Source organism: Comamonas piscis (genome assembly GCF_014109725.1).
GTDB classification, from domain to species: domain Bacteria; phylum Pseudomonadota; class Gammaproteobacteria; order Burkholderiales; family Burkholderiaceae_C; genus Comamonas; species Comamonas piscis.
The window spans coordinates 4,732,806-4,751,745 of the sequence record NZ_CP058554.1 but is presented as its reverse complement, the minus strand read 5'-3'; the positions used below and the strand labels follow the sequence as shown (position 1 = coordinate 4,751,745).

The window sequence follows — 18,940 nt, the reverse complement described above, 5'->3', positions numbered from 1 at the left end:
AGGAGTCCCCCATGAAATCCCGCGCCGCTGTTGCCTTCAAAGCCGGAGAGCCTTTGCAGATTGTCGAGATCGACGTTGCGCCACCCCAGAAGGGCGAAGTGCTGGTCAAGATCACCCACACGGGTGTGTGCCACACGGATGCCTTCACCCTGAGCGGTGATGACCCTGAAGGCATCTTCCCGGCAGTGCTGGGCCATGAAGGCGCCGGTATCGTGGTGGAAGTGGGCGAGGGCGTCACCAGCGTCCAGCCGGGCGACCATGTGATCCCGCTGTACACGGCAGAGTGCGGCGAATGCCTGTTCTGCAAGAGCGGCAAGACCAACCTCTGCGTGGCGGTGCGCGCCACCCAGGGCAAGGGCGTGATGCCCGATGGCACCACGCGCTTTAGCTACAACGGCGAGCCGATCTACCACTACATGGGCTGCTCCACCTTCTCGGAGTACACCGTGGTGGCAGCGGTGTCGCTGGCCAAGGTCAACCCCGATGCCAACCCCGAGCAGGTCTGCCTGTTGGGCTGCGGCGTGACCACCGGCTTGGGCGCCGTCAAGAACACCGCCAAGGTGCAAGAGGGCGATAGCGTTGCCGTCTTCGGTCTGGGCGGCATCGGCCTGGCGGTGATCCAGGGTGCGCAACTGGCCAAGGCTGGCCGCATCATTGCGGTGGACACCAACCCCGGCAAGTTCGATCTGGCCAAGACTTTTGGTGCGACCGACTGCATCAACCCCAAGGATTTTGACAAGCCAATCCAGCAGGTGATCGTCGAGATGACTGGCTGGGGTGTGGACCACAGCTTTGAATGCATCGGCAGCACCCAGGTGATGCGTGCGGCACTGGAATGCGCGCACCGTGGCTGGGGCCAGAGCGTGATCATCGGTGTGGCGGGCGCGGGCCAGGAGATCTCCACCCGTCCTTTCCAGCTGGTTACCGGCCGCAAGTGGATGGGCACCGCCTTCGGCGGCGTCAAGGGCCGCAGCGAGCTGCCCGGCATGGTGGAAGACGCGATGGCCGGCAAGATCAAGCTCGAGCCCTTTGTCACCCACACCATGGGCTTGGCCAAGATCAACGAGGCTTTCGACCTGATGCATGAAGGCAAGTCGATCCGCTCGGTGGTCAACTTCGCCAGCTAAGCATAGCCCAAGGCCGCTGGCCAGTGATGGCCAACTTCCGCTGCCAGCACGCGCGGCAATAGTCCTGCACGCCGCTGGCAGCGGTGCCAGGGGCGACAATGCGAGGCTTGTTGTCCCTGCGGCCTGGCCCGCACCATTGAAATCCATGTCTTTTACCTCTCTTGGCCTTGCTCCGTCGCTGGCCCACGCTGCCCAGGCCCATGGCCTGATTGCACCCACGGCCATCCAGACCCAGGCCATCCCGGCCATTCTGGACGGACGTGACCTGCTGGGCTGCGCACCCACCGGCTCGGGCAAGACGGCAGCCTATGTGCTGCCCTTGCTGCAAGGCTGGATGCTGAGCGATGCAGCAGGCCAGGCGGGTAGGCATGAGACGCAGGCCTTGATCCTGGTGCCCACGCGCGAGCTGGCCACCCAGGTGGCCGAGCTGGTCTACTTTGTCGGCGAGGCCATGGGCCGCCGCCCCAAGGTGGCGGTGCTGACCGGCGGCGTCTCGATCAACCCCCAGCTGCTGGCCTTGCGCGGCGGTGTGGATCTGGTGATTGCCACGCCCGGGCGCTTGCTCGATGTGATGGCGCATAGCAAGCTGCGCTTGGACACCATCAGCACCTTGGTGCTGGATGAAGCCGACCGGCTGATGGACCTGGGCTTTGCCGAGGAGCTGCAAAGCGTGCTGGCCCTGGTGCCGCCGCGCGAGCAGCGCCAAACCCTGCTGCTATCGGCCACCTTTGCGCCGGCGGTGCAGGCACTGGTGCCGACCTTGCTGCGTGCCACGCACGAGAAGGTCGAGATCGCCTCGACCCACCTGCAAGACGCGACCATCCTGCAGGAGGCCTTCTACCTGGATGCCGCCAAGCGCACGACCTGGCTGCGCGAGCTGGTGGGCCAGTACGCCGGCCAGCGCATGCTGGTTTTTGTGGCCAGCCGCTACAGCGCCGAGCATGTGGCCAACAAGCTCTATGACAAGGGCATCAGCGCCACCGCCTTCCATGGCGAGCTGAGCCAGGGCGCGCGCCAGCAGGTGCTGCAGGAGTTCCGCAGCAGCCAGTGGCAGGTGCTGGTCACCACCGATCTCGCAGCGCGCGGCATCCATGTCGATGCGCTGCCGCTGGTTATCAACTACGACCTGCCGCGTTCGCCCACCGATTACACCCACCGCATCGGCCGCACTGGCCGGGCGGGCACCAGCGGCCTGGCCATCAGTCTGGTCACCCCCGCCAGCCTGGCGCATTGGAAGGTGATCGCCAAGCGCAATGCGCTGGATATCGACCTGCAGACCCCTGCCCAGTACCCGGTGACCGAGCCGGTGCCGGCACAGGGCGCGCCCGACGAGTCGGGCAATGGCGGTATCAAGGGCAAGCGCGTGAGCAAGAAAGACAAGCTGCGTGCAGCGGCCGCGCAGGCCGCATCCCCGCAATCCCCCACCGAAGGAAATTCCGATGTCTGATGCCCAAGCCAGCCTCAAGCTGCAGACGGCCCACGCCTGCTTTGGCGGCGCCCAGCGTTTTTATGAGCATTTCTCCAGCCAGATCGGCCTGGCGATGAAGTTCTCGGTGTTTCTGCCGCCCAAAGCGGTGGAGGGCGAGAAAGTGCCGGCGCTGCTGTACCTGGCCGGCCTCACCTGCACCGAAGAGACCTTCATGACCAAGGCCGGCGCCCAGCGCCTGGCGGCGTCGCTGAACGTGGCCCTGGTTACCTGCGACACCAGCCCGCGCGGCGCGGGCCTGTCTGGCGAATCGGAGAGCTGGGATTTTGGCGTGGGCGCCGGTTTTTACCTGGATGCTGCCGCCAAGCCCTGGGCCCTGCACTGGCGCATGGAAAGCTACATCCTCGAAGACCTGCTGCCACTGCTGGGTGCCAAGCTGCCGATCGATCTGCAGCGCCTGGGCATCTTTGGCCACAGCATGGGCGGCCATGGCGCACTGACCCTGGCGCTGCGCCACCCGGGCGTGTTCAAGTCGGTCTCGGCCTTTGCGCCCATTGCCAACCCCATGAACTGCCCCTGGGGCCAAAAAGCCTTTACGGGCTACCTGGGCGACAACCAGGCCGAATGGGCGCAGCACGATGCCACGGCTTTGATGGCCGCGCAAAAGCAGGCGCCATACCCGGCCGGCATCCTCGTCGACCAGGGCCTGGCCGACAAGTTCTTGCTGGAAAAGCAGCTGCTGCCCGAAGCCTTTGAAGCCGCTTGCGCCCAGGTCGGCCAGCCGCTGACCTTGCGCCGCCATGGTGGTTATGACCATGGCTACTACTTTATCCAGAGCTTTGTGGATGAGCACCTGCGCTTTCACGCGGGCCAACTCTAAGCAACCTAAACGCTTGCCGCATGGCGCACCTGGCGGGTGCAGGGGCTCAGGTGCTGCGCGGCGCGCCGACCTCATAAACGCGCAGATCGCGGTCACCGATCTCCAGCACAGGCCAGGCAGCGCGCCAGGCCTGGATATGGCTGGAGGCGAAATGCGCATCCAGCGCGGCCTGGTCGCTCCAGAGTTCCTTCACATGGATCAAGCCGGGCACCAGCACATCCTGGGCATAGCCATACTCCAGGCAACCCGCCTCGGCGCGGGAGGCTTCGACCATCGCCCGCATGGCGGGCAGCGCGCGTTCCAGGTTTGCAGCGGGCAGGCGGACGGTGCCAACAATTAACAGCATGGGTTTTCCTCTCCGTAGGTGAATGGGGATCAGCGCATCCAGCCGGGCACCCGGGTTTCCAGCAGCTGGGGCACCGTATCGGTGCTGGTCCATACCACCGCCAGTTGTTCCCACTGCGCCGCCCAACGCTGCGCATCGTCCCGGCCCAGGCCGATGACCAGGTAGCCGGGTTCGGCCGGCCAGCCGTTAGCAGGGTGCTGGGCGACTGCCGGCAGCGCCGCCAAGCCGGCGGCGCCCAGCGCGCGGCCCAGTTGGGCGTGGCGCTCAATGTTTTCTTCCTTGTCCAGCAGCTCGCCCATCGGGTTGAAGGCGGTGATAAAGCAGCTGCAATCGGTTTGGTGCTGTTGGTAGAGGGCGCTGAGTGCTGCTTGGGCCTGGCCCACCTGCAAAAGGAAAGGGGCCTGGTGCAGCACGTGGTACTGCGTTTCTTCAAAGGCCTTGCGCAGTTCGGGCGAGAGGGTGGTCATAGATTTTGGGGCCGCCAGCGTTGTGAATCGTGTACTGGCGGTATAGACGGCGGTGAAATCAAGATGCCTCACCCATAGGTCGGCACCCGGGCAGCCATGGTAGCGGCTTGCGGACGTCCGACTAGCCCGGCAGAGTTTTCCCCACAAGCGACACGAATTTCGTGTGATCGGAGACAATACGCGATTCGCCTGCACGCTGACGCTTGTAAAAATCAAGTCAAGTGCTCTTACTTTGTCTTTCTCTTTGGTCGAGACACATGAAAAAACGTTCTTTCGTTGCCACCCTGGCGCTGACTGCCCTGCTCACCGCTTGCGGCAAGAATGATGCGCCCAAGCCTGCGGCTGAAGCACCCGCGCCTGCACCTGTGGCAGCAGCTGCCACCAAGCTGGTGGTGGGTCTGGACGACAACTTCCCGCCCATGGGTTTCCGCGACGAGAAGAACGAAATCGTGGGTTTTGACATCGACATGGCCCGTGAAGCCGCCAAGCGCGCTGGTATCGAAGTCGAATTCAAGCCAATTGACTGGAACGCCAAGGAAGCCGAACTGCTGGGCAAGCGCGTCGATGCGCTGTGGAACGGCCTGACCATTCTGGAAGAGCGCAAGGAAAAGATCCTCTTCACCGATCCGTACATGGTCAACAAGCAGATCATCATCGTGAAGGCTGGCTCGCCGATCAAGGCCAAGGCTGATATGGCTGGCAAGATCGTCGGTGCCCAGGAAGGCTCCAGCGCCGTGACCGCGATGGAAAAGGACAAGGAACTGCACGCCCAGTTCAAGGAAACCAAGCTGTTTGGCGACAACATCGCTGCGCTGATGGACGTGGAAGCCGGCCGCCTGGATGTCGTGGTGGTGGACGAAGTGGTGGGCCGTTACTTGGTCTCCAAGAAGCCTGACAACTATGTGGTGCTGGCCGATGACTTTGGCACCGAAGACTATGGCGTGGGCTTCCGCAAGGACGACGAAGCCACCCGCAACAAGATCAACGACGTGCTGGCCGAGATGAAGAAGGACGGCAAGGCCGAAGAAATCGCCAAGAAGTGGTTTGGCGCCGACGTGATCAAGCACTGATCGTTGCATGACTCTGCACCGGGCCGGCACAGCGTGCCGGTCTTGTGCTTTTGGGCGCAGCCCTTGGCCGCCGCAGCGCTGGGCGCTGCCCGGCGGCCAGAACGGATTTTTTTGACAGGAGTGCCTGGCTTGGATCGTCCACCGGTTCCAAGCGCACTCGTGCCTGTGGCGAGCGGCCTCTTGCGCTGTAGTCACCCTGAAGGCCATCGATGGATTATGTAATTTCCCTGCTGGGGCCGCTGTCCAACGGCGCCCTGGTCACCCTCAAGCTGTTCTTCATCACCCTGGCACTGTCGGTGCCACTGGGTCTGGCGTTGGCGTTGGCGCGTCTGTCGCGGTTCAAGGCGCTGTCGCGCTTTGTTGAGGCCTATATCTGGCTGATGCGCGGCACGCCGCTGATGCTGCAGCTGCTGTTTATCTACTTTGCGCTGCCCTTTGTGCCGGTGATTGGCGTGCGCCTGCCTGATTTCCCATCGGCCGTCGTGGCCTTTGCGTTGAACTACGCGGCCTATTTTGCGGAGATCTTCCGCGCCGGTATCCAGAGCGTGGACCGGGGCCAGTACGAAGGCGCCAAGGTGCTGGGCCTGTCCTACAGCCAGACCATGCGCCGCATTGTGCTGCCCCAGATGGTGCGCACCATCTTGCCGCCGGTCAGCAACGAGACCATCACCCTGGTCAAGGACACCTCGCTGATCTATGTGCTCGCCCTCAATGACTTGCTGCGCGCCGCGCGCGGCATTGTGCAGCGCGACTTCACCACCACCCCCTTTGTGGTGGCGGCCGCCTTCTACTTGCTGATGACCCTGGTGCTAACCTGGGGCTTCAACCGCCTGGAAAAGCGCTATGCCAAATATGACGCCTAACTGGCTTACCGCAATGGATGGGTACGAAGCAGTAGCAGCGAACAGCGCAGGAGAATGGCAATGACAGGCAAAGACACGGGCACCCCGGTGATGGTGCAGGCGCGCGATATCAGCAAGGCCTTCAATGGCAATGAGGTGCTGAAAAAGGTCTCGCTCGATATCCACAAGGGCGAGGTGATGGCCGTGATCGGCCCCTCCGGCTCGGGCAAGAGCACCTTTCTGCGCTGCTTGAACCACCTGGAAGTGATCGACGCGGGATCGGTGGTGGTGGAGGGCCAGACCTTGGTCAGCACCAATGCGCAGGGCCAGGCCCAGTACGCGCCCGAGGCGCAAATGCGCGCCATTCTGCGCCGCATGGGCATGGTGTTCCAGGGCTTTAACCTGTTCCCGCATCTGTCGGTGATCGAGAACATCACCGAGGCGCCGATGGTCGTCAAGGGCCTGACGCGTGACCAGGTCATGCCCAAGGCCCAGGAGCTGCTGCGCAAGGTGGGCCTGCAGGAAAAGGCCGATGCCTACCCGGCGCGGCTGTCGGGCGGGCAGAAGCAGCGCGTGGCCATTGCGCGCGCGCTGGCGATGGAGCCGGACATCATGCTGTTCGACGAACCGACCTCGGCACTCGACCCGGAACTGACCGGCGAAGTGCTGCGCACCATGCGGCAACTGGCCGAAGAGCACATGACCATGCTGGTGGTCACCCATGAAATGGGTTTTGCCCGCGAGGTGGCCAATACCGTGGTCTTCATGGACCAAGGCTCCTTGATCGAGGCCAAGCCGGCCCGCGCGTTTTTTGAAGACTGCAGCCACGCCCGCATTCGTTCGTTTTTGGACAATATGCTCTAATCCTGGGCGCTTCTCAGCTTTGTTGACCTTGGCTGCCAAAGGCAGAGTGGCTGCGCGTGCGATGATGTGCAGTTGCCTAACCGCGGTGCCCGGCAATAGCCTGTTGCACTGCGGGGCTTAGTCTCTCCGGGTTACGATCAGCCGCTATAAATACATTCATGAATGTTTGTTACAAGCGGTAAGCTTGACGGCTTATGCTGCGGCAACTGACTACAGAGAGGGGCATGGCCCCTCTCTTATGATGACGATGCCGGATGTTGCCGGCTTTTCTATGCAATCTTCTGCCCAACCACCTCTTGTCGAACTGCGCAATGTCACCTTTGGCTACGGTGACCGCACGATCCTGCGCGATGTGTCGCTGACCATCCCGCGTGGCAAGGTGACGGCCTTGATGGGCGCATCTGGCGGGGGCAAAACCACCGTGCTGCGACTCATCGGGGGCCAGGCCAAGGCCCAATCGGGCCAGGTGCTGCTGGGCGGCCAGGATGTGGGCGCCATGAGCCAGGCGCAGCTCTATGCAGCGCGGCGGCGCATGGGCATGCTGTTCCAATTTGGCGCTTTGTTTACCGACATGACGGTGTTCGAGAACGTGGCCTTTCCGCTGCGCGAGCACACCGATATGTCCGAAGGCCTGGTGCGCGACATCGTGCTGATGAAGCTGCAGGCGGTGGGCCTGCGTGGTGCGCGCGATCTGCTGCCGTCGCAAATCTCCGGCGGTATGGCCCGGCGCGTGGCGCTGGCCCGTGCGATGGCACTCGATCCTGAGTTCATCATGTACGACGAGCCCTTTGCCGGGCTGGACCCGATTTCGCTGGGCACCTCGGCCCAGCTGATCCGCGAGCTCAACGATGCGCTGGGCCTCACCAGCATCATCGTCTCGCACGATCTGGAAGAAACTTTCAAACTCGCCGACCAGGTGATCATTCTTGGCCCCGGCGTGGTGGCCGCACAGGGTACGCCCGATGAGGTGCGTGGTAGCAGTGATCCGCTGGTGCACCAGTTTGTCAATGCGCTGCCCCAGGGACCCGTGCCTTTCCATGTGCAAGGGCCGAGTCTGGATGAGGATTTTGGCGCGGCCGGCTTCGGAATCACTGCTTCGAAAGGAGGCCGCTGATGCGTTGGTGGCACCCTGCTGATATAGGTTTTGCGCTGCGCAGCAAGGCGGTGGCTGTGGGCCAGGCGACGCGTTTGTTGTTGCGCCTGCTGGTGGGCCTGGGCTATGTGCTGCGGCGCCCGGCTTTGTTGCGCGACCAGATCCACTTTCTGGGCAATTACTCGCTGGCCATCATTGGCGTGTCGGGCCTGTTTGTCGGCTTTGTGCTGGGCCTGCAGGGGTATTACATCCTGCAGCGCTACGGCTCGGCCGAGGCCGTGGGCATGATGGTGGCGCTGACCCTGCTGCGCGAGCTAGGCCCGGTGGTGACGGCGCTGCTGTTTGCAGGCCGTGCGGGCACCGCGCTCACGGCCGAGATTGGCCTGATGAAAGCCGGCGAGCAGTTGTCTGCGATGGAGATGATGGCGGTCGACCCGGTGGAGCGCATTCTGGCACCGCGCTTTTGGGCCGGCCTGATTGCGATGCCGCTGCTGGCTGCGGTGTTCAGTGCAGTCGGCATCATGGGCGGCTGGATTGTGGGCGTGCTGATGCTGGGCATCGACGGCGGCGCTTTCTGGGGCCAGATGCAAAGCGGTGTCGATGTATTCAAGGACCTGGGCAACGGCGTGATCAAGAGCATCGTGTTTGGGATCACCGTCACCTTTGTTGCCTTGCTCCAAGGTTTTGTCGCCAAGCCCACGCCTGAAGGCGTCTCGCGCGCCACGACGCGCACGGTGGTGATGGCCTCCTTGTCGGTGCTGGCGCTGGACTTCATGCTCACCGCGATGATGTTCAGCATCTGACGCCAACCCTATAGAGATAGAAAAGAGAAACGGATTCGCATATGCAGCCCTCCAAAACCGATATCTGGGTTGGCCTGTTTGTCATGCTGGGTGCCGCCGCGCTGGTGTTCCTGGCACTGCGCGCGGGCAACCTGCTGACTTTGGATTTCAACAAAGGCTATGAAGTGACAGCCCGCTTTGACAATATTGGCGGCTTGAAGGCCCAGGCTGCGGTGCGCAGCGCGGGTGTCAAGGTCGGTCGGGTCAAAAGCATCAGCTTCAATGACCAGACCTTCCAGGCCGATGTCCATATCGAGCTGACCAATGGCTATGCCTTCCCCAAGGACAGCTCCTTCAAGATCCTGACCAGCGGCCTGCTGGGCGACCAGTACGTGGGCGTTGAGGCCGGGTTCGATGAAAAGCCTTTGGCAAGCGGTGACACCGTCACCAATACACAATCGGCCATCGTGCTGGAAAATCTGATTGGTCAGTTCCTGTATGGCAAGGCTTCGGAGAGTTCGGCGCCAAAACCTGCCGAATAACACTATCTAAGAACGAGAACGATGATGCGTTATCCAACCAATAAACAACACGCACGCACCTGGATGCTGGCGTCCACCCTGGGCCTAGCCGCTGCATTGACCGGCTGCGCCAGTGGCCCTGGGGCCAACCCCCGCGATCCGCTGGAGCCCTACAACCGGGCAATGTTCCGCTTTAACGATGCCGTTGACAGCGCCGTGCTGGAGCCTGTGGCTACCGGCTACCGCGATGTGACGCCCACCGTAGTGCGTACCGCCGTGACCAACTTCTTCGCCAACCTGGGCGATCTGTGGTCGGTGGTAAACAATGCCCTGCAGCTCAAGGGCGAGGGCACCTACAACAGCGTGGTGCGTTTCACCACCAACACCGTATTCGGTCTGGGCGGTTTGATTGATGTGGCCAGCGAGATGGATATCGAGCGCCACAAGCAGGACTTTGGTTTGACGATGGCCCGCTACGGCATGCCGGCTGGTGCCTATATCGTTTGGCCCTTGCTTGGCCCCTCGACCATCCGCGACTCCGCCGGCATGGTGGTGGACTGGCAGGGCAATGTGGTCAGTTATGTCAACGATGTACCAGTTCGCAACTCGCTCACCGGCCTGCGCATCGTCAACACCCGCGCCAACCTGCTGGGCACTACATCGCTGGTCCAGTCGGCGGCGCTGGACAAGTACAGCTTCACCCGTGATGCCTACCTGCAGTTGCGTGAAAACGCTACGCGTGCCGGGGACGAAGAGGACGAAACGCAGTGGATGAACGAGTCTGCCGCCGAACCCGCTCCCCAGGGCAGCGGCAAGTAAGCCTGAAGTTATAAAGACTTACAAGAAATCAAGCGGTGCATGCAACTGCATGCCCGCCTCCACATCTAACAACGTTCGGGTCTGGGTTGCAGGCCCGGACTACAAAGGAAACAACATGATCAATCGTCGCGCATGGGTACAGTACTCCGCTGCATGGGCAGTGGTGGCCGGCTTGGCATCCACCCCCTTGATGGCCAGCGCTGCTGACATGGCGCCGGACGCCATGATCAAGCAACTCTCGGACGAGGTGCTGAACACCTTGAAGACCGACCAATCCATCCGTGGCGGTGATGTGTCCAAGATCACGTCCTATGTCGACAGCGTCGTGATGCCCAATGTGGATTTTCGCCGCATGATGGCATCGGCCGTCGGTCCCAAGTGGCGCACTGCCACTGCCGCCCAACAGCAGCAACTCCAAGATGAGTTCAAGAAGCTGATGGTCAGCACCTACGCTGGCGCGCTGCACCAGGTCAGTAACCAGACGATCAGCGTCAAGCCGGTGCGTATGCAGGCCGGTGACAAGGAAGTCGTGGTGCGCTCCGAGATTCTGGGCCGTGGCGACCCGATCCAGCTGGACTACCGCCTTCAAAAGACGCCTGGCCAGGGCATGGGTTGGAAGATCTACAACCTGAACGTAATGGGCATCTGGATGGTGGAAACCTACCGCAACCAGTTCCAGGAAGAGCTGAACAAGCCCGGCGGCAGCCCCCAGACCCTGATCGACTCCATCGCCGCCCGCAACAAGGCCAACGCAGGCAAGTAAACGATGGCCGTGCTCAGCCTGCCCTCGACCCTGACCCACGACCAGGCCCAGGCCTGCTTGCAGCACCTGCAAGCGTGGATTGCGCAGTTGCCTGCGGGCGCTGCGGTGCAGATCGATGCCAGCGCATTGGCGGTGTTTGATTCGTCGGCCCTGGCCGTGCTGCTGGGCAGCCGCCGCGCGGCATTGGCCGCCGGCCGGCAGCTGCAGTTGAGTGGCTTGTCCGCGCCGGTGCATTCGCTGGCACGCCTGTACGGCGTGGATGGCCTGCTGCAAACCGCTGCCTGAGCACTGAACCCCCAGGACAGCGCCATCTGGCCGCTGCGCCTACAATGGCCGCCTCATGTCCGCCATCGCATTCCAATCCGTCTCCAAGGTCTACCAGACCGCCAAGGGTCCCTTCCAGGCATTGAACAACGTCAGCCTCGATATCGAGGAAGGGGAGTTCTTTGGCCTGCTCGGGCCCAATGGCGCGGGCAAGACTTCCTTGATCAGCATTCTGGCCGGCCTGGCCCGTGCCAGCAGTGGCTCGGTCAAGGTGCTGGGCAGCGATGTGCGCGAGGACTACGCCAACGCACGCCGCAAGCTCGGCATCGTGCCGCAAGAGCTGGTGTTTGATCCCTTTTTCAATGTGCGCGAGTCGCTGCGCATCCAGTCCGGTTACTTCGGTGTGAAGAACAACGACGCTTGGATCGATGAGCTGCTCGAAAGCCTGGGCCTGGCCGACAAGGCCACGGCCAATATGCGCCAGCTCAGCGGCGGCATGAAGCGCCGCGTGCTTGTCGCCCAGGCGTTGGTCCACAAACCGCCGATCATCGTGCTTGATGAGCCCACCGCTGGCGTCGATGTGGAACTGCGCCAGACCTTGTGGCAGTTCGTCAGCAAGCTCAACAAGCAGGGCCACACGGTGCTGCTCACCACCCATTACCTGGAAGAGGCTGAGGCGCTGTGTAACCGCATTGCGATGCTGCGCTCGGGCCATGTGGTGGCGCTGTCGACGATGGCCGAGCTGCTGCAGGGCAGCTCCTCCAACGTGCTGCAGTTCAAGACCGATGGCATGCTGCCCGCCGATCTGGCCGCCCAGGCCCGCATCACCGGCCGCATTGTGCAGCTGCCGGCCAGCAGCGCTGCCGATGTGGAGCGCATTCTGGGCCAGCTGCGCACTGCTGGTGTGGTCGTGGAAGACCTGGAGATCCGCCGCGCGGATCTGGAAGATGTGTTTTTGCAAGTGATGGCGCGTGATGCCGTGGTGGACCATGCCACGACGCAACTGGGCGCGGGAGTGGCACGATGAACGGCTGGCAAACCCTGTTTTACAAAGAGGTGCTGCGGTTTTGGAAGGTGAGTTTCCAGACCGTGGCGGCGCCGGTGCTGACCGCTGTGCTCTACCTGCTGATCTTTGGCCATGTGCTGCAAGGCCGGGTGGCGGTGTTTGACAACGTCAGCTACACCGCGTTTCTTGTGCCGGGCCTGGTGATGATGAGCCTGCTGCAAAACGCCTTTGCCAACAGCTCATCGAGCCTGGTGCAAAGCAAGATCATGGGCAGCCTGGTGTTTGTGCTGCTCACGCCGCTGTCACACTGGGGCTGGTTCTTTGCGTTTGTGGGCGCCTCCATCGTGCGCGGCCTGGCCGTGGGCCTGGGTGTCTATGTGATCACCTTGTTCTTTGCACCGCCGCATTTTGCGTCGCTGCCTTGGGTGCTGATGTTTGCCGTGCTGGGCGCGGGCCTGATGGGCACCCTGGGGCTGCTTGCCGGCTTGTGGGCCGACAAGTTTGACCAGATGGCAGCGTTCCAGAACTTTGTGATTGTGCCGATGACCTTTCTGTCGGGCGTGTTCTATTCGATCCAGTCGCTGCCGCCGTTCTGGCAAAAGGTCAGCCACCTGAACCCTTTCTTCTACATGATCGACGGCTTCCGCTACGGCTTCTTCGGCCAGAGCGACACGTCGCCCTGGCTGAGCCTGGGCATTGTGGCCGTCGCCTGGCTGCTGGTGAGCGCCCTGGCGGTGCAGCTGCTGCGCACTGGCTACAAGATCCGCAACTGATGAACCCTGCTGCAGCCCGCGTGGCTGCAGTCGCCTGGCCAGCAGCCACCCCACGGAGCGGCTGGCAGGCATTTAGAACCGAATAAGTGAGAGCGTGCAATGACTGCTGAGGACCTCAAAGACATCATCATGGCCGGCCTGGCCTGCGAGCATATTGCACTGGAAGGCGATGGCCGCCATTGGTTTGCCACCATCGTGTCGCCCGCCTTTGAAGGCAAGCGCCTGATCCAGCGCCACCAGCTGGTTTATGCCACCTTGGGCCAGAAGATGCATACCGACGAGGTGCATGCGCTGTCGATGAAGACGCACACCCCCGCCGAGTGGGCTGCGCTGCAGGCCTGATTTTTCTTGTTTCAACCCTGGCTGGCCCCGCCCCATCCGCGACGGATGCGCAGGCTGCCGCTGGCGAAAGCGCCCCATGGACAACTCCACCATGATCACCCTGGCCCTCTCCAAAGGCCGCATTTTTGATGAAACCCTGCCGCTGCTGGCAGCCGCAGGCATCGAGGTGCTGGAAGACCCCGAAAAATCGCGCAAGCTGATTTTTGCCACCACCCAGCCCGATGTGCAGGTGGTACTGGTGCGCGCCTCCGATGTGCCCACCTATGTGCAGTACGGCGGTGCCGACCTGGGCGTGACCGGCAAGGACACCTTGCTGGAACATGGCGGCGATGGCCTGTTCCAGCCGCTGGACCTGCAGATTGCCAAGTGCCGCGTGAGCGTGGCGGTGCGCAATGATTTTGACTACGCCCAGGCCGTCAAGCGCGGCGCACGCCTGCGTGTGGCGACCAAGTACCCGCTGATTGCCCGCGAGTTCTTTGCCCGCAAGGGCGTGCACGTGGACCTGATCAAGCTCTACGGCAGCATGGAGCTGGCGCCGCTGACGGGCCTGGCCGATGCCATCGTCGACTTGGTGAGCACCGGCAACACCCTGCGCGCCAACCACCTGCAGGAAGTCGAGCACATCATCGACATCAGCTCGCACCTGGTCGTGAACCAGGCGGCGCTCAAGCTCAAGCAAAAGCGCCTGCGCCACATCATTGATGTGTTTGCAGCCGGTGTGGCCAAAAACAGCTAAGCCATTCCCACCATCCCCCAGGCTGGCACTTGCCTGTTTGAAAAGTGTCTGAGTCAGAAGGTAACCACTATGGAATTCGTCGCCGCTCCCGCCCGTCTGTCAACCGCTGATGCCCAGTTTGAGCATGACTTTGCTCAGCGCCTGCATTGGTCGGCAGACACGGATGCGGCGATTGAACAGCGGGTGGCCGACATCCTGGCCGATGTGCAAAAGCGCGGCGATGCCGCTGTGCTGGACTACACCGCCCGCTTTGATGGCTTGCAAGCGGACAGCATGCAGGCGCTGGAGTTGCGCAAGGACGAACTCAAAGCCGCTTTTGACGGCCTGCCTGCCGAGCAGCGCGAAGCGCTTGAATCGGCGGCGCGCCGGGTGCGCAGCTACCACGAGGCGCAGAAGAAAGCCAATGGCGAGAGCTGGAGCTACCGCGACGAAGACGGCACCTTGTTGGGCCAGAAGGTCACGCCGCTGGACCGCGTCGGCATCTATGTGCCCGGGGGCAAGGCCGCCTACCCCAGCAGCGTGCTGATGAACGCCATCCCCGCCCATGTGGCCGGTGTGGAAGACATCATCATGGTGGTGCCCACGCCCCAGGGCGTGAAGAATCCGCTGGTGCTGGCCGCCGCCTATGTGGCGGGCGTACACCGCGCCTTCACCATTGGCGGTGCGCAGGCCGTGGCAGCGTTGGCCTACGGCACGGCCACCGTTCCCAAGGTGGACAAGATCACCGGCCCGGGCAATGCCTATGTGGCCAGCGCCAAAAAGCGCGTGTTTGGTTTGGTGGGCATCGACATGATTGCCGGCCCCAGCGAAATCCTGGTGCTGGCCGATGGCACGACGCCGCCGGACTGGGTGGCCATGGACCTGTTTTCGCAGGCCGAGCACGACGAGCTGGCGCAGTCGATTCTGCTCTGCCCCGATGCCGCCTACCTGGATGCCGTGCAGCGCGAGATTGACCGCCTGCTGCCAGAGATGCCGCGCAAGGCCATCATCGCCAAGAGCCTGTCCGACCGGGGCGCGCTGATTTTGACGCGCAACATGGAAGAGGCCTGTGCGCTGAGCAACCGCATTGCGCCCGAGCACTTGGAAGTGTCCGCACGCGATCCGCAGCAATGGGAGCCCTTGCTCAAGCATGCGGGCGCGATCTTCCTGGGTGCCTACACCAGCGAAAGCCTGGGCGACTACTGCGCAGGCCCGAACCATGTGCTACCCACTAGCGGCACGGCCCGTTTCTCGTCCCCGCTGGGGGTGTATGACTTCCAGAAGCGCTCGAGCCTGATCGAGGTGAGCGAGGCCGGCGCCCAGGTGCTGGGCAAGACCGCCGCCGTGCTGGCTTACGGCGAAGGCCTGCAAGGCCACGCGCGGGCGGCCGAGATGCGCATCAAGCGCTAAGCACCGCTCAGCTGTTTTCCCGGATCACAACGACCGGGGCAAAGGCTGATCAACGGCGCTCACAGGCCGCCGGCACATAGGCCTGCCATTGCACCACCAGGTCCGCCCGGCTTTGGCCCCGGGGCCAGGGAATGACCCATTCGCCTGCATGCATGCGCATACCTTGCAGCCCATCGAGCACCGGATACGGCCCGGTGGGGGCATCCCGGTCGGCATCCGCTTCCGCCTGCCAGATCCGCAGCGCACCATGGCTTTTCAGACGCTCGGCCGTAGCCCAGGGCGAATGGCGCGGGTCACCGGGGATCAGCACCGAGGGCTGGCTATTGGCGCCAATCGCCACTAGGCCACCCGTCCAGGCATCGCTGGCCACGGTGTCGAGCGGACAGCTGGACAGCGCGTTCCAGGTGGCGTCAGCCTGCTGCGCCAGCGCGGCGGCAGGCCAGTCGCTGCGCACCGGGCTTTTGCGGAAGTCCGAGATCTTCCACAGGTAAACGCCGCAGAGCAGCGAGATCAAGACCAGCCACACGACAATGCCGCGCAGCAGATAAGGGCGCATGGCTGCGAGCCAGGCACTGGGGATCAGCGCCGCAGCCAGTACACCGCTAAAGGGCCACATCGGCACGCCCCACATATCGCGCAAACGCAAGCCCAGGGCCATGCCCAGTGCGGCCAGCAACAAACCGGGCGCGAGGGCGATCAAACAAAGATAAGCAGGTTTGGCGCTATACCACTGCCAGGGGGCAGACACTTTCGGCCGCCTCCGGGACCAGCGCAGCCGCAAAAAGCCAAACAGCAGCACCAGCAGCAGCGGCAGGTGGTTGAGCAGCTGGGTCAGCAAAAAGCCCAGCGCGCCGGCGCGTGGCGATTCGCCGGAGCTGTTGGAGCGGTCCTTGGCATAGGAGAAAGGCAGCCAGTCGTTGTTGTGCAGCCAAAGCAGGTGCGGTGCAAACACCAGCGCCATCACGGCCAGCGCCAGCCAGGGGCCGGGGCGACGCAGCAGGCTGCGTGCAGGGCTCAGCACGGTAAACAGCCCCAGGCAGAGCAGCAGCAGGCCGATGGAGTATTTGCTCAGCAGCCCCAGCCCCGCCATCAGCCCCAGCAGCAGCCATTGCCAGCGCTTGTCGTCCTGCCAGGCGGCCAGGTAGAAGTAGCAGATGCCCGCCCAGAAGGGCATCTGCGCAATGTTGTGGTTGAACTCCAGCGCGGGCCGGGTGTAGAAGGCCACGCCCATCGTCAGCACCGTGCCGATAAAGGCGCGCTCGCGCCCCATGAGGCGGCAGGCGGTGAGCCAGACCAGCCACAAGGTGAGCGCCACGCAGAGCTGGCTCAGTGCAAACGGGCCCCAACGCCCCAAGGCCAAAAAGGACACATGCAGCGCAATCGGTGGCAGCGGCGGATGCTTGTAGTAACCCCATTGCCATTCACGGCCCCAGCCCAGGCTCTCGACCACATCCAGCGGAAAGCTAGGGGCCAGCAGCGGCGGGAAAAGGGTCCAGGCCAGCGCATACAGGCAGGCAAAGGCCAGCATGAGGCGCAGTGTTTTCTGGTGGTCGTGCGGTTGGAGTGGGGCTGAAACGGCAGGGGACATGCAGTGGAGCGCGCACAGCTCTGGAGGCTGCGTCACGGGCTTGGCGGCTGTGTAAAGCTGGCTAGTGTAGCGGCAGGCTATCGGCCATATCTACCGTTGGCAGGGCGCCGGGCGGGGGTTTTGGTTACTGAAAATGTCAGTCGCTGCGGGCGGGTGCCAGCAGATCGGCGAGGCTGCGCAGTGCTGGCGCGCAGGCTTCCTGCAGTTGCATGTCCAGCACGGCGCCATCGCGCATTTGGCCCAGGTTGATGGCTGCTACCGGCAAGCCCGCTTGCTTGGCGGCATGCACAAAGCGCAGGCCGGAGTACACCATCAAGGAGCTGCCCACTATCAGCAGCGCGCCACTGGCGGCCAGATGGTCCATGGCCTCTTGGCGGCGGGCGGGCGGCACGTTTTCGCCATAGAACACCACATCGGGCTTGAGGATGCCGCCGCACACCGGACAGGCGGGTACCTGGAACACCGAAAAGTCTATGCCCGAAAGATCGGCATCCCCATCGGGCGCGGCTTGCGCGCTCAGGTGTTGCCAGCCAGGGTTGGCTGCCAGCAGTTGGTGCTGAATGTCAGCGCGCGCCATGCGATGGCCGCAGCCCATGCAGACGACCTGGTCCAACCGGCCGTGCAGATCCACCACCCGCTGGCTGCCCGCGCGCTGGTGCAGGCCATCGACATTCTGGGTGATGAGGTTCTGGATATAGCCTGCCTGCTCCAGCCGGGCCAGTGCCTGGTGCGCGGAATTGGGTTGCGCCTGCGAGAACACCGGCCAGCCGACCAGACTGCGGGCCCAGTAGCGCTGGCGGGTGAGTGGCTCTGCCATAAAGTCCTGAAAGCGCACCGGGGCTGGGCGCTTCCAGGCGCCTTGGGCATCGCGGTAGTCCGGGATGCCGCTGCCGGTGCTCACACCCGCGCCGGTCAGCACGGTCCAGGGGCGGTAATGGCCCAGCAACGCGACCAAAGCGTCCAGCGCAGGGGTGGTTCCGATGGGGAGGGCTTGCGCGAGTGCGTCAGTAAGAAGTGGCATGGCGTGGTGGCTTGGCTGGCCTCGATGATAGAAGCAACGCCAACCCACTGCTTCAGTCTGGATTAGATGACACGAATTTCGTGTAGCACGAAATTCGTGTAATATCGCGTCCATGAAAAATCTCACCATCACCGTGGAAGACAGCGTGCTGGAATGGGCCCGGGTCGAGGCTGCTCGCCGAGGTACCAGCGTCTCGCGCATGGTGGGAGATTTTATGGCCGAGCTCCAGCAGCGCGAGGATGCCTACGAACGCGCCTACCTGGCCTGGCGCACGGACGAGCGCAGCTGGCAAGGCAGCGCAACGCCTGAAGCGCCTTCGGTGGCCGCTGTGCCACGCAAAATCGGCAGCCGCCGCAAGACCGGTCAGGAGGGCGCATGAACACCGTGTTCGTTGATACCTCGGTGCTGGTCGCCGCCGAGAATATATCGGATGCCGCGCTGTACCAGGCCACCCTGGGCTGGCTTGATGTGCTGTGGAGCAGCCGCAGCGGCCGCACTGGCAACCAGGCGTTGTGCGAGTTTTATGACCAGGTCACCACGGCGGTCACCCCCATGCCCCAAGGCGATGCGCGTGCCGCCATCCGCCGCTACCAAAGCTGGACGCCCTGGAAAACCGATGCCGCGACCTTAGAGACTGCCTGGGCCATCCAGGCGCGCCATGCGCTGGACTTTGGCGATTGCCTGGCAGTGGCTTGCGCCCAGCACAGCGGTTGCCAGCAGATGCTGAGTCTCTACCTGCCCCATGGGGCAGAGTTTGGTGGCGTCCGCATCGTGCACCCGCTGCAGCAGCCGGCACAGGCCGGCGCCAAGGCCTGACTATT

At 63.2% G+C, this 18,940-nt stretch carries 23 protein-coding genes; 19 read left to right on the top strand and 4 right to left on the bottom strand.

Features of this window, described 5'->3' with window-relative positions; translation table 11 throughout:
* The first annotated feature begins 11 nt into the window (after window positions 1–11).
* From HS961_RS21480 to fghA, 3 genes are all read left to right on the top strand, one after another.
* Entirely contained in the window at window positions 12–1,127 is a 1,116-nt protein-coding gene (locus tag HS961_RS21480) for an S-(hydroxymethyl)glutathione dehydrogenase/class III alcohol dehydrogenase (protein WP_182325466.1), read from the top strand.
* Between the two features lie 145 nt (window positions 1,128–1,272).
* Complete coding sequence (locus tag HS961_RS21475; RefSeq protein WP_182325465.1) at window positions 1,273–2,574, top strand: DEAD/DEAH box helicase; 1,302 nt, start codon at window positions 1,273–1,275, stop codon at window positions 2,572–2,574.
* Window positions 2,567–3,433 (top strand): S-formylglutathione hydrolase, encoded by an 867-nt coding sequence (gene fghA / locus HS961_RS21470; RefSeq protein ID WP_182325464.1) that lies wholly within the window; start codon window positions 2,567–2,569, stop codon window positions 3,431–3,433. Before HS961_RS21475 ends, fghA begins: the two co-directional genes overlap by 8 nt.
* A gap of 46 nt (window positions 3,434–3,479) precedes the next feature.
* Here fghA and HS961_RS21465 read toward each other — a convergent pair whose 3' ends face one another.
* Together HS961_RS21465 and HS961_RS21460 are read right to left on the bottom strand one after the other, a co-directional pair.
* Window positions 3,480–3,779: a putative quinol monooxygenase gene (locus HS961_RS21465; RefSeq protein WP_182325463.1), complete on the bottom strand. Its 300-nt coding sequence runs from the start codon at window positions 3,777–3,779 to the stop codon at window positions 3,480–3,482.
* A 29-nt stretch (window positions 3,780–3,808) separates the two neighbouring features.
* Window positions 3,809–4,246, bottom strand: coding sequence for a DUF3293 domain-containing protein (locus HS961_RS21460; RefSeq protein ID WP_182325462.1), 438 nt, complete (start codon window positions 4,244–4,246; stop codon window positions 3,809–3,811).
* 257 nt (window positions 4,247–4,503) lie between these two features.
* Between HS961_RS21460 and HS961_RS21455 the strand changes: the two genes are divergently transcribed.
* The 14 genes from HS961_RS21455 to hisD all read left to right on the top strand — a co-directional run bounded on the left by HS961_RS21455 (window position 4,504) and on the right by hisD (window position 15,510).
* Window positions 4,504–5,316: an amino acid ABC transporter substrate-binding protein gene (locus tag HS961_RS21455; protein WP_182325461.1), complete on the top strand. Its 813-nt coding sequence runs from the start codon at window positions 4,504–4,506 to the stop codon at window positions 5,314–5,316.
* A 209-nt stretch (window positions 5,317–5,525) separates the two neighbouring features.
* Window positions 5,526–6,179: an amino acid ABC transporter permease gene (locus HS961_RS21450; RefSeq protein WP_182325460.1), complete on the top strand. Its 654-nt coding sequence runs from the start codon at window positions 5,526–5,528 to the stop codon at window positions 6,177–6,179.
* Between the two features lie 54 nt (window positions 6,180–6,233).
* Window positions 6,234–7,022, top strand: a complete 789-nt coding sequence (locus tag HS961_RS21445) for an amino acid ABC transporter ATP-binding protein (RefSeq protein ID WP_412101612.1) — start codon at window positions 6,234–6,236, stop codon at window positions 7,020–7,022.
* A 271-nt stretch (window positions 7,023–7,293) separates the two neighbouring features.
* Window positions 7,294–8,136: an ABC transporter ATP-binding protein gene (locus HS961_RS21440; protein WP_182325459.1), complete on the top strand. Its 843-nt coding sequence runs from the start codon at window positions 7,294–7,296 to the stop codon at window positions 8,134–8,136.
* Complete coding sequence (gene mlaE, locus HS961_RS21435) at window positions 8,136–8,918, top strand: lipid asymmetry maintenance ABC transporter permease subunit MlaE (RefSeq protein WP_182325458.1); 783 nt, start codon at window positions 8,136–8,138, stop codon at window positions 8,916–8,918. The genes HS961_RS21440 and mlaE overlap by 1 nt, the downstream gene beginning before the upstream one ends.
* 41 nt (window positions 8,919–8,959) lie before the next feature.
* Window positions 8,960–9,439, top strand: a complete 480-nt coding sequence (gene mlaD / locus HS961_RS21430) for an outer membrane lipid asymmetry maintenance protein MlaD (protein WP_182325457.1) — start codon at window positions 8,960–8,962, stop codon at window positions 9,437–9,439.
* 24 nt (window positions 9,440–9,463) lie between these two features.
* On the top strand, window positions 9,464–10,237 hold the full coding sequence (locus HS961_RS21425) for a VacJ family lipoprotein (protein ID WP_412101668.1): 774 nt from the start codon (window positions 9,464–9,466) through the stop codon (window positions 10,235–10,237).
* Window positions 10,238–10,352: 115 nt separating this feature from the next.
* Entirely contained in the window at window positions 10,353–11,000 is a 648-nt protein-coding gene (locus tag HS961_RS21420) for an MlaC/ttg2D family ABC transporter substrate-binding protein (protein WP_182325455.1), read from the top strand.
* Window positions 11,001–11,003: 3 nt separating this feature from the next.
* On the top strand, window positions 11,004–11,285 hold the full coding sequence (locus HS961_RS21415; protein WP_412101611.1) for a lipid asymmetry maintenance protein MlaB: 282 nt from the start codon (window positions 11,004–11,006) through the stop codon (window positions 11,283–11,285).
* Window positions 11,286–11,340: 55 nt separating this feature from the next.
* Window positions 11,341–12,291, top strand: a complete 951-nt coding sequence (locus HS961_RS21410) for an ABC transporter ATP-binding protein (RefSeq protein ID WP_182325454.1) — start codon at window positions 11,341–11,343, stop codon at window positions 12,289–12,291.
* The gene (locus HS961_RS21405; RefSeq protein WP_182325453.1) at window positions 12,288–13,043 is read left to right on the top strand and encodes an ABC transporter permease; all 756 of its coding nucleotides are present in this window, start codon (window positions 12,288–12,290) and stop codon (window positions 13,041–13,043) included. The genes HS961_RS21410 and HS961_RS21405 overlap by 4 nt, the downstream gene beginning before the upstream one ends.
* Window positions 13,044–13,142: 99 nt before the next feature.
* Window positions 13,143–13,385, top strand: a complete 243-nt coding sequence (locus HS961_RS21400) for a BolA family protein (protein ID WP_182325452.1) — start codon at window positions 13,143–13,145, stop codon at window positions 13,383–13,385.
* 91 nt (window positions 13,386–13,476) lie between these two features.
* Window positions 13,477–14,121: an ATP phosphoribosyltransferase gene (gene hisG / locus HS961_RS21395; protein WP_182328368.1), complete on the top strand. Its 645-nt coding sequence runs from the start codon at window positions 13,477–13,479 to the stop codon at window positions 14,119–14,121.
* Between the two features lie 69 nt (window positions 14,122–14,190).
* Window positions 14,191–15,510, top strand: coding sequence for a histidinol dehydrogenase (gene hisD / locus HS961_RS21390; RefSeq protein ID WP_182325451.1), 1,320 nt, complete (start codon window positions 14,191–14,193; stop codon window positions 15,508–15,510).
* A 49-nt stretch (window positions 15,511–15,559) separates the two neighbouring features.
* On the opposite strand, the gene HS961_RS21385 is transcribed toward hisD, so the two are convergent.
* On the bottom strand, window positions 15,560–17,098 hold the full coding sequence (locus HS961_RS21385) for a glycosyltransferase family 39 protein (protein WP_182325450.1): 1,539 nt from the start codon (window positions 17,096–17,098) through the stop codon (window positions 15,560–15,562).
* 136 nt (window positions 17,099–17,234) lie between these two features.
* Entirely contained in the window at window positions 17,235–18,119 is an 885-nt protein-coding gene (locus HS961_RS21380) for an NAD-dependent protein deacetylase (RefSeq protein WP_182325449.1), read from the bottom strand.
* A gap of 112 nt (window positions 18,120–18,231) precedes the next feature.
* Between HS961_RS21380 and HS961_RS21375 the strand changes: the two genes are divergently transcribed.
* Window positions 18,232–18,498 (top strand): DUF6364 family protein, encoded by a 267-nt coding sequence (locus tag HS961_RS21375; RefSeq protein ID WP_182328416.1) that lies wholly within the window; start codon window positions 18,232–18,234, stop codon window positions 18,496–18,498.
* Window positions 18,495–18,935, top strand: a complete 441-nt coding sequence (locus HS961_RS21370) for a PIN domain-containing protein (RefSeq protein ID WP_182325448.1) — start codon at window positions 18,495–18,497, stop codon at window positions 18,933–18,935. Before HS961_RS21375 ends, HS961_RS21370 begins: the two co-directional genes overlap by 4 nt.
* Window positions 18,936–18,940 lie beyond the last annotated feature (5 nt).

Coding starts and splice junctions, on each gene's coding strand:
- hisD (WP_182325451.1), top strand. CDS start 14,191: ATGGAATTCGTCGCCGCTCCCGCCCGTCTGTCAACCGCTGATGCCCAG.
- HS961_RS21380 (WP_182325449.1), bottom strand. CDS start 18,119: ATGCCACTTCTTACTGACGCACTCGCGCAAGCCCTCCCCATCGGAACC.
- HS961_RS21415 (WP_412101611.1), top strand. CDS start 11,004: ATGGCCGTGCTCAGCCTGCCCTCGACCCTGACCCACGACCAGGCCCAG.
- HS961_RS21420 (WP_182325455.1), top strand. CDS start 10,353: ATGATCAATCGTCGCGCATGGGTACAGTACTCCGCTGCATGGGCAGTG.
- HS961_RS21425 (WP_412101668.1), top strand. CDS start 9,464: ATGCGTTATCCAACCAATAAACAACACGCACGCACCTGGATGCTGGCG.
- HS961_RS21410 (WP_182325454.1), top strand. CDS start 11,341: ATGTCCGCCATCGCATTCCAATCCGTCTCCAAGGTCTACCAGACCGCC.
- HS961_RS21440 (WP_182325459.1), top strand. CDS start 7,294: ATGCAATCTTCTGCCCAACCACCTCTTGTCGAACTGCGCAATGTCACC.
- HS961_RS21450 (WP_182325460.1), top strand. CDS start 5,526: ATGGATTATGTAATTTCCCTGCTGGGGCCGCTGTCCAACGGCGCCCTG.
- hisG (WP_182328368.1), top strand. CDS start 13,477: ATGATCACCCTGGCCCTCTCCAAAGGCCGCATTTTTGATGAAACCCTG.
- mlaD (WP_182325457.1), top strand. CDS start 8,960: ATGCAGCCCTCCAAAACCGATATCTGGGTTGGCCTGTTTGTCATGCTG.
- fghA (WP_182325464.1), top strand. CDS start 2,567: ATGTCTGATGCCCAAGCCAGCCTCAAGCTGCAGACGGCCCACGCCTGC.
- HS961_RS21475 (WP_182325465.1), top strand. CDS start 1,273: ATGTCTTTTACCTCTCTTGGCCTTGCTCCGTCGCTGGCCCACGCTGCC.
- HS961_RS21460 (WP_182325462.1), bottom strand. CDS start 4,246: ATGACCACCCTCTCGCCCGAACTGCGCAAGGCCTTTGAAGAAACGCAG.
- HS961_RS21445 (WP_412101612.1), top strand. CDS start 6,234: ATGGCAATGACAGGCAAAGACACGGGCACCCCGGTGATGGTGCAGGCG.
- HS961_RS21405 (WP_182325453.1), top strand. CDS start 12,288: ATGAACGGCTGGCAAACCCTGTTTTACAAAGAGGTGCTGCGGTTTTGG.
- HS961_RS21385 (WP_182325450.1), bottom strand. CDS start 17,098: ATGTCCCCTGCCGTTTCAGCCCCACTCCAACCGCACGACCACCAGAAA.
- HS961_RS21465 (WP_182325463.1), bottom strand. CDS start 3,779: ATGCTGTTAATTGTTGGCACCGTCCGCCTGCCCGCTGCAAACCTGGAA.
- HS961_RS21455 (WP_182325461.1), top strand. CDS start 4,504: ATGAAAAAACGTTCTTTCGTTGCCACCCTGGCGCTGACTGCCCTGCTC.
- HS961_RS21400 (WP_182325452.1), top strand. CDS start 13,143: ATGACTGCTGAGGACCTCAAAGACATCATCATGGCCGGCCTGGCCTGC.
- HS961_RS21375 (WP_182328416.1), top strand. CDS start 18,232: ATGAAAAATCTCACCATCACCGTGGAAGACAGCGTGCTGGAATGGGCC.
- HS961_RS21480 (WP_182325466.1), top strand. CDS start 12: ATGAAATCCCGCGCCGCTGTTGCCTTCAAAGCCGGAGAGCCTTTGCAG.
- HS961_RS21370 (WP_182325448.1), top strand. CDS start 18,495: ATGAACACCGTGTTCGTTGATACCTCGGTGCTGGTCGCCGCCGAGAAT.
- mlaE (WP_182325458.1), top strand. CDS start 8,136: ATGCGTTGGTGGCACCCTGCTGATATAGGTTTTGCGCTGCGCAGCAAG.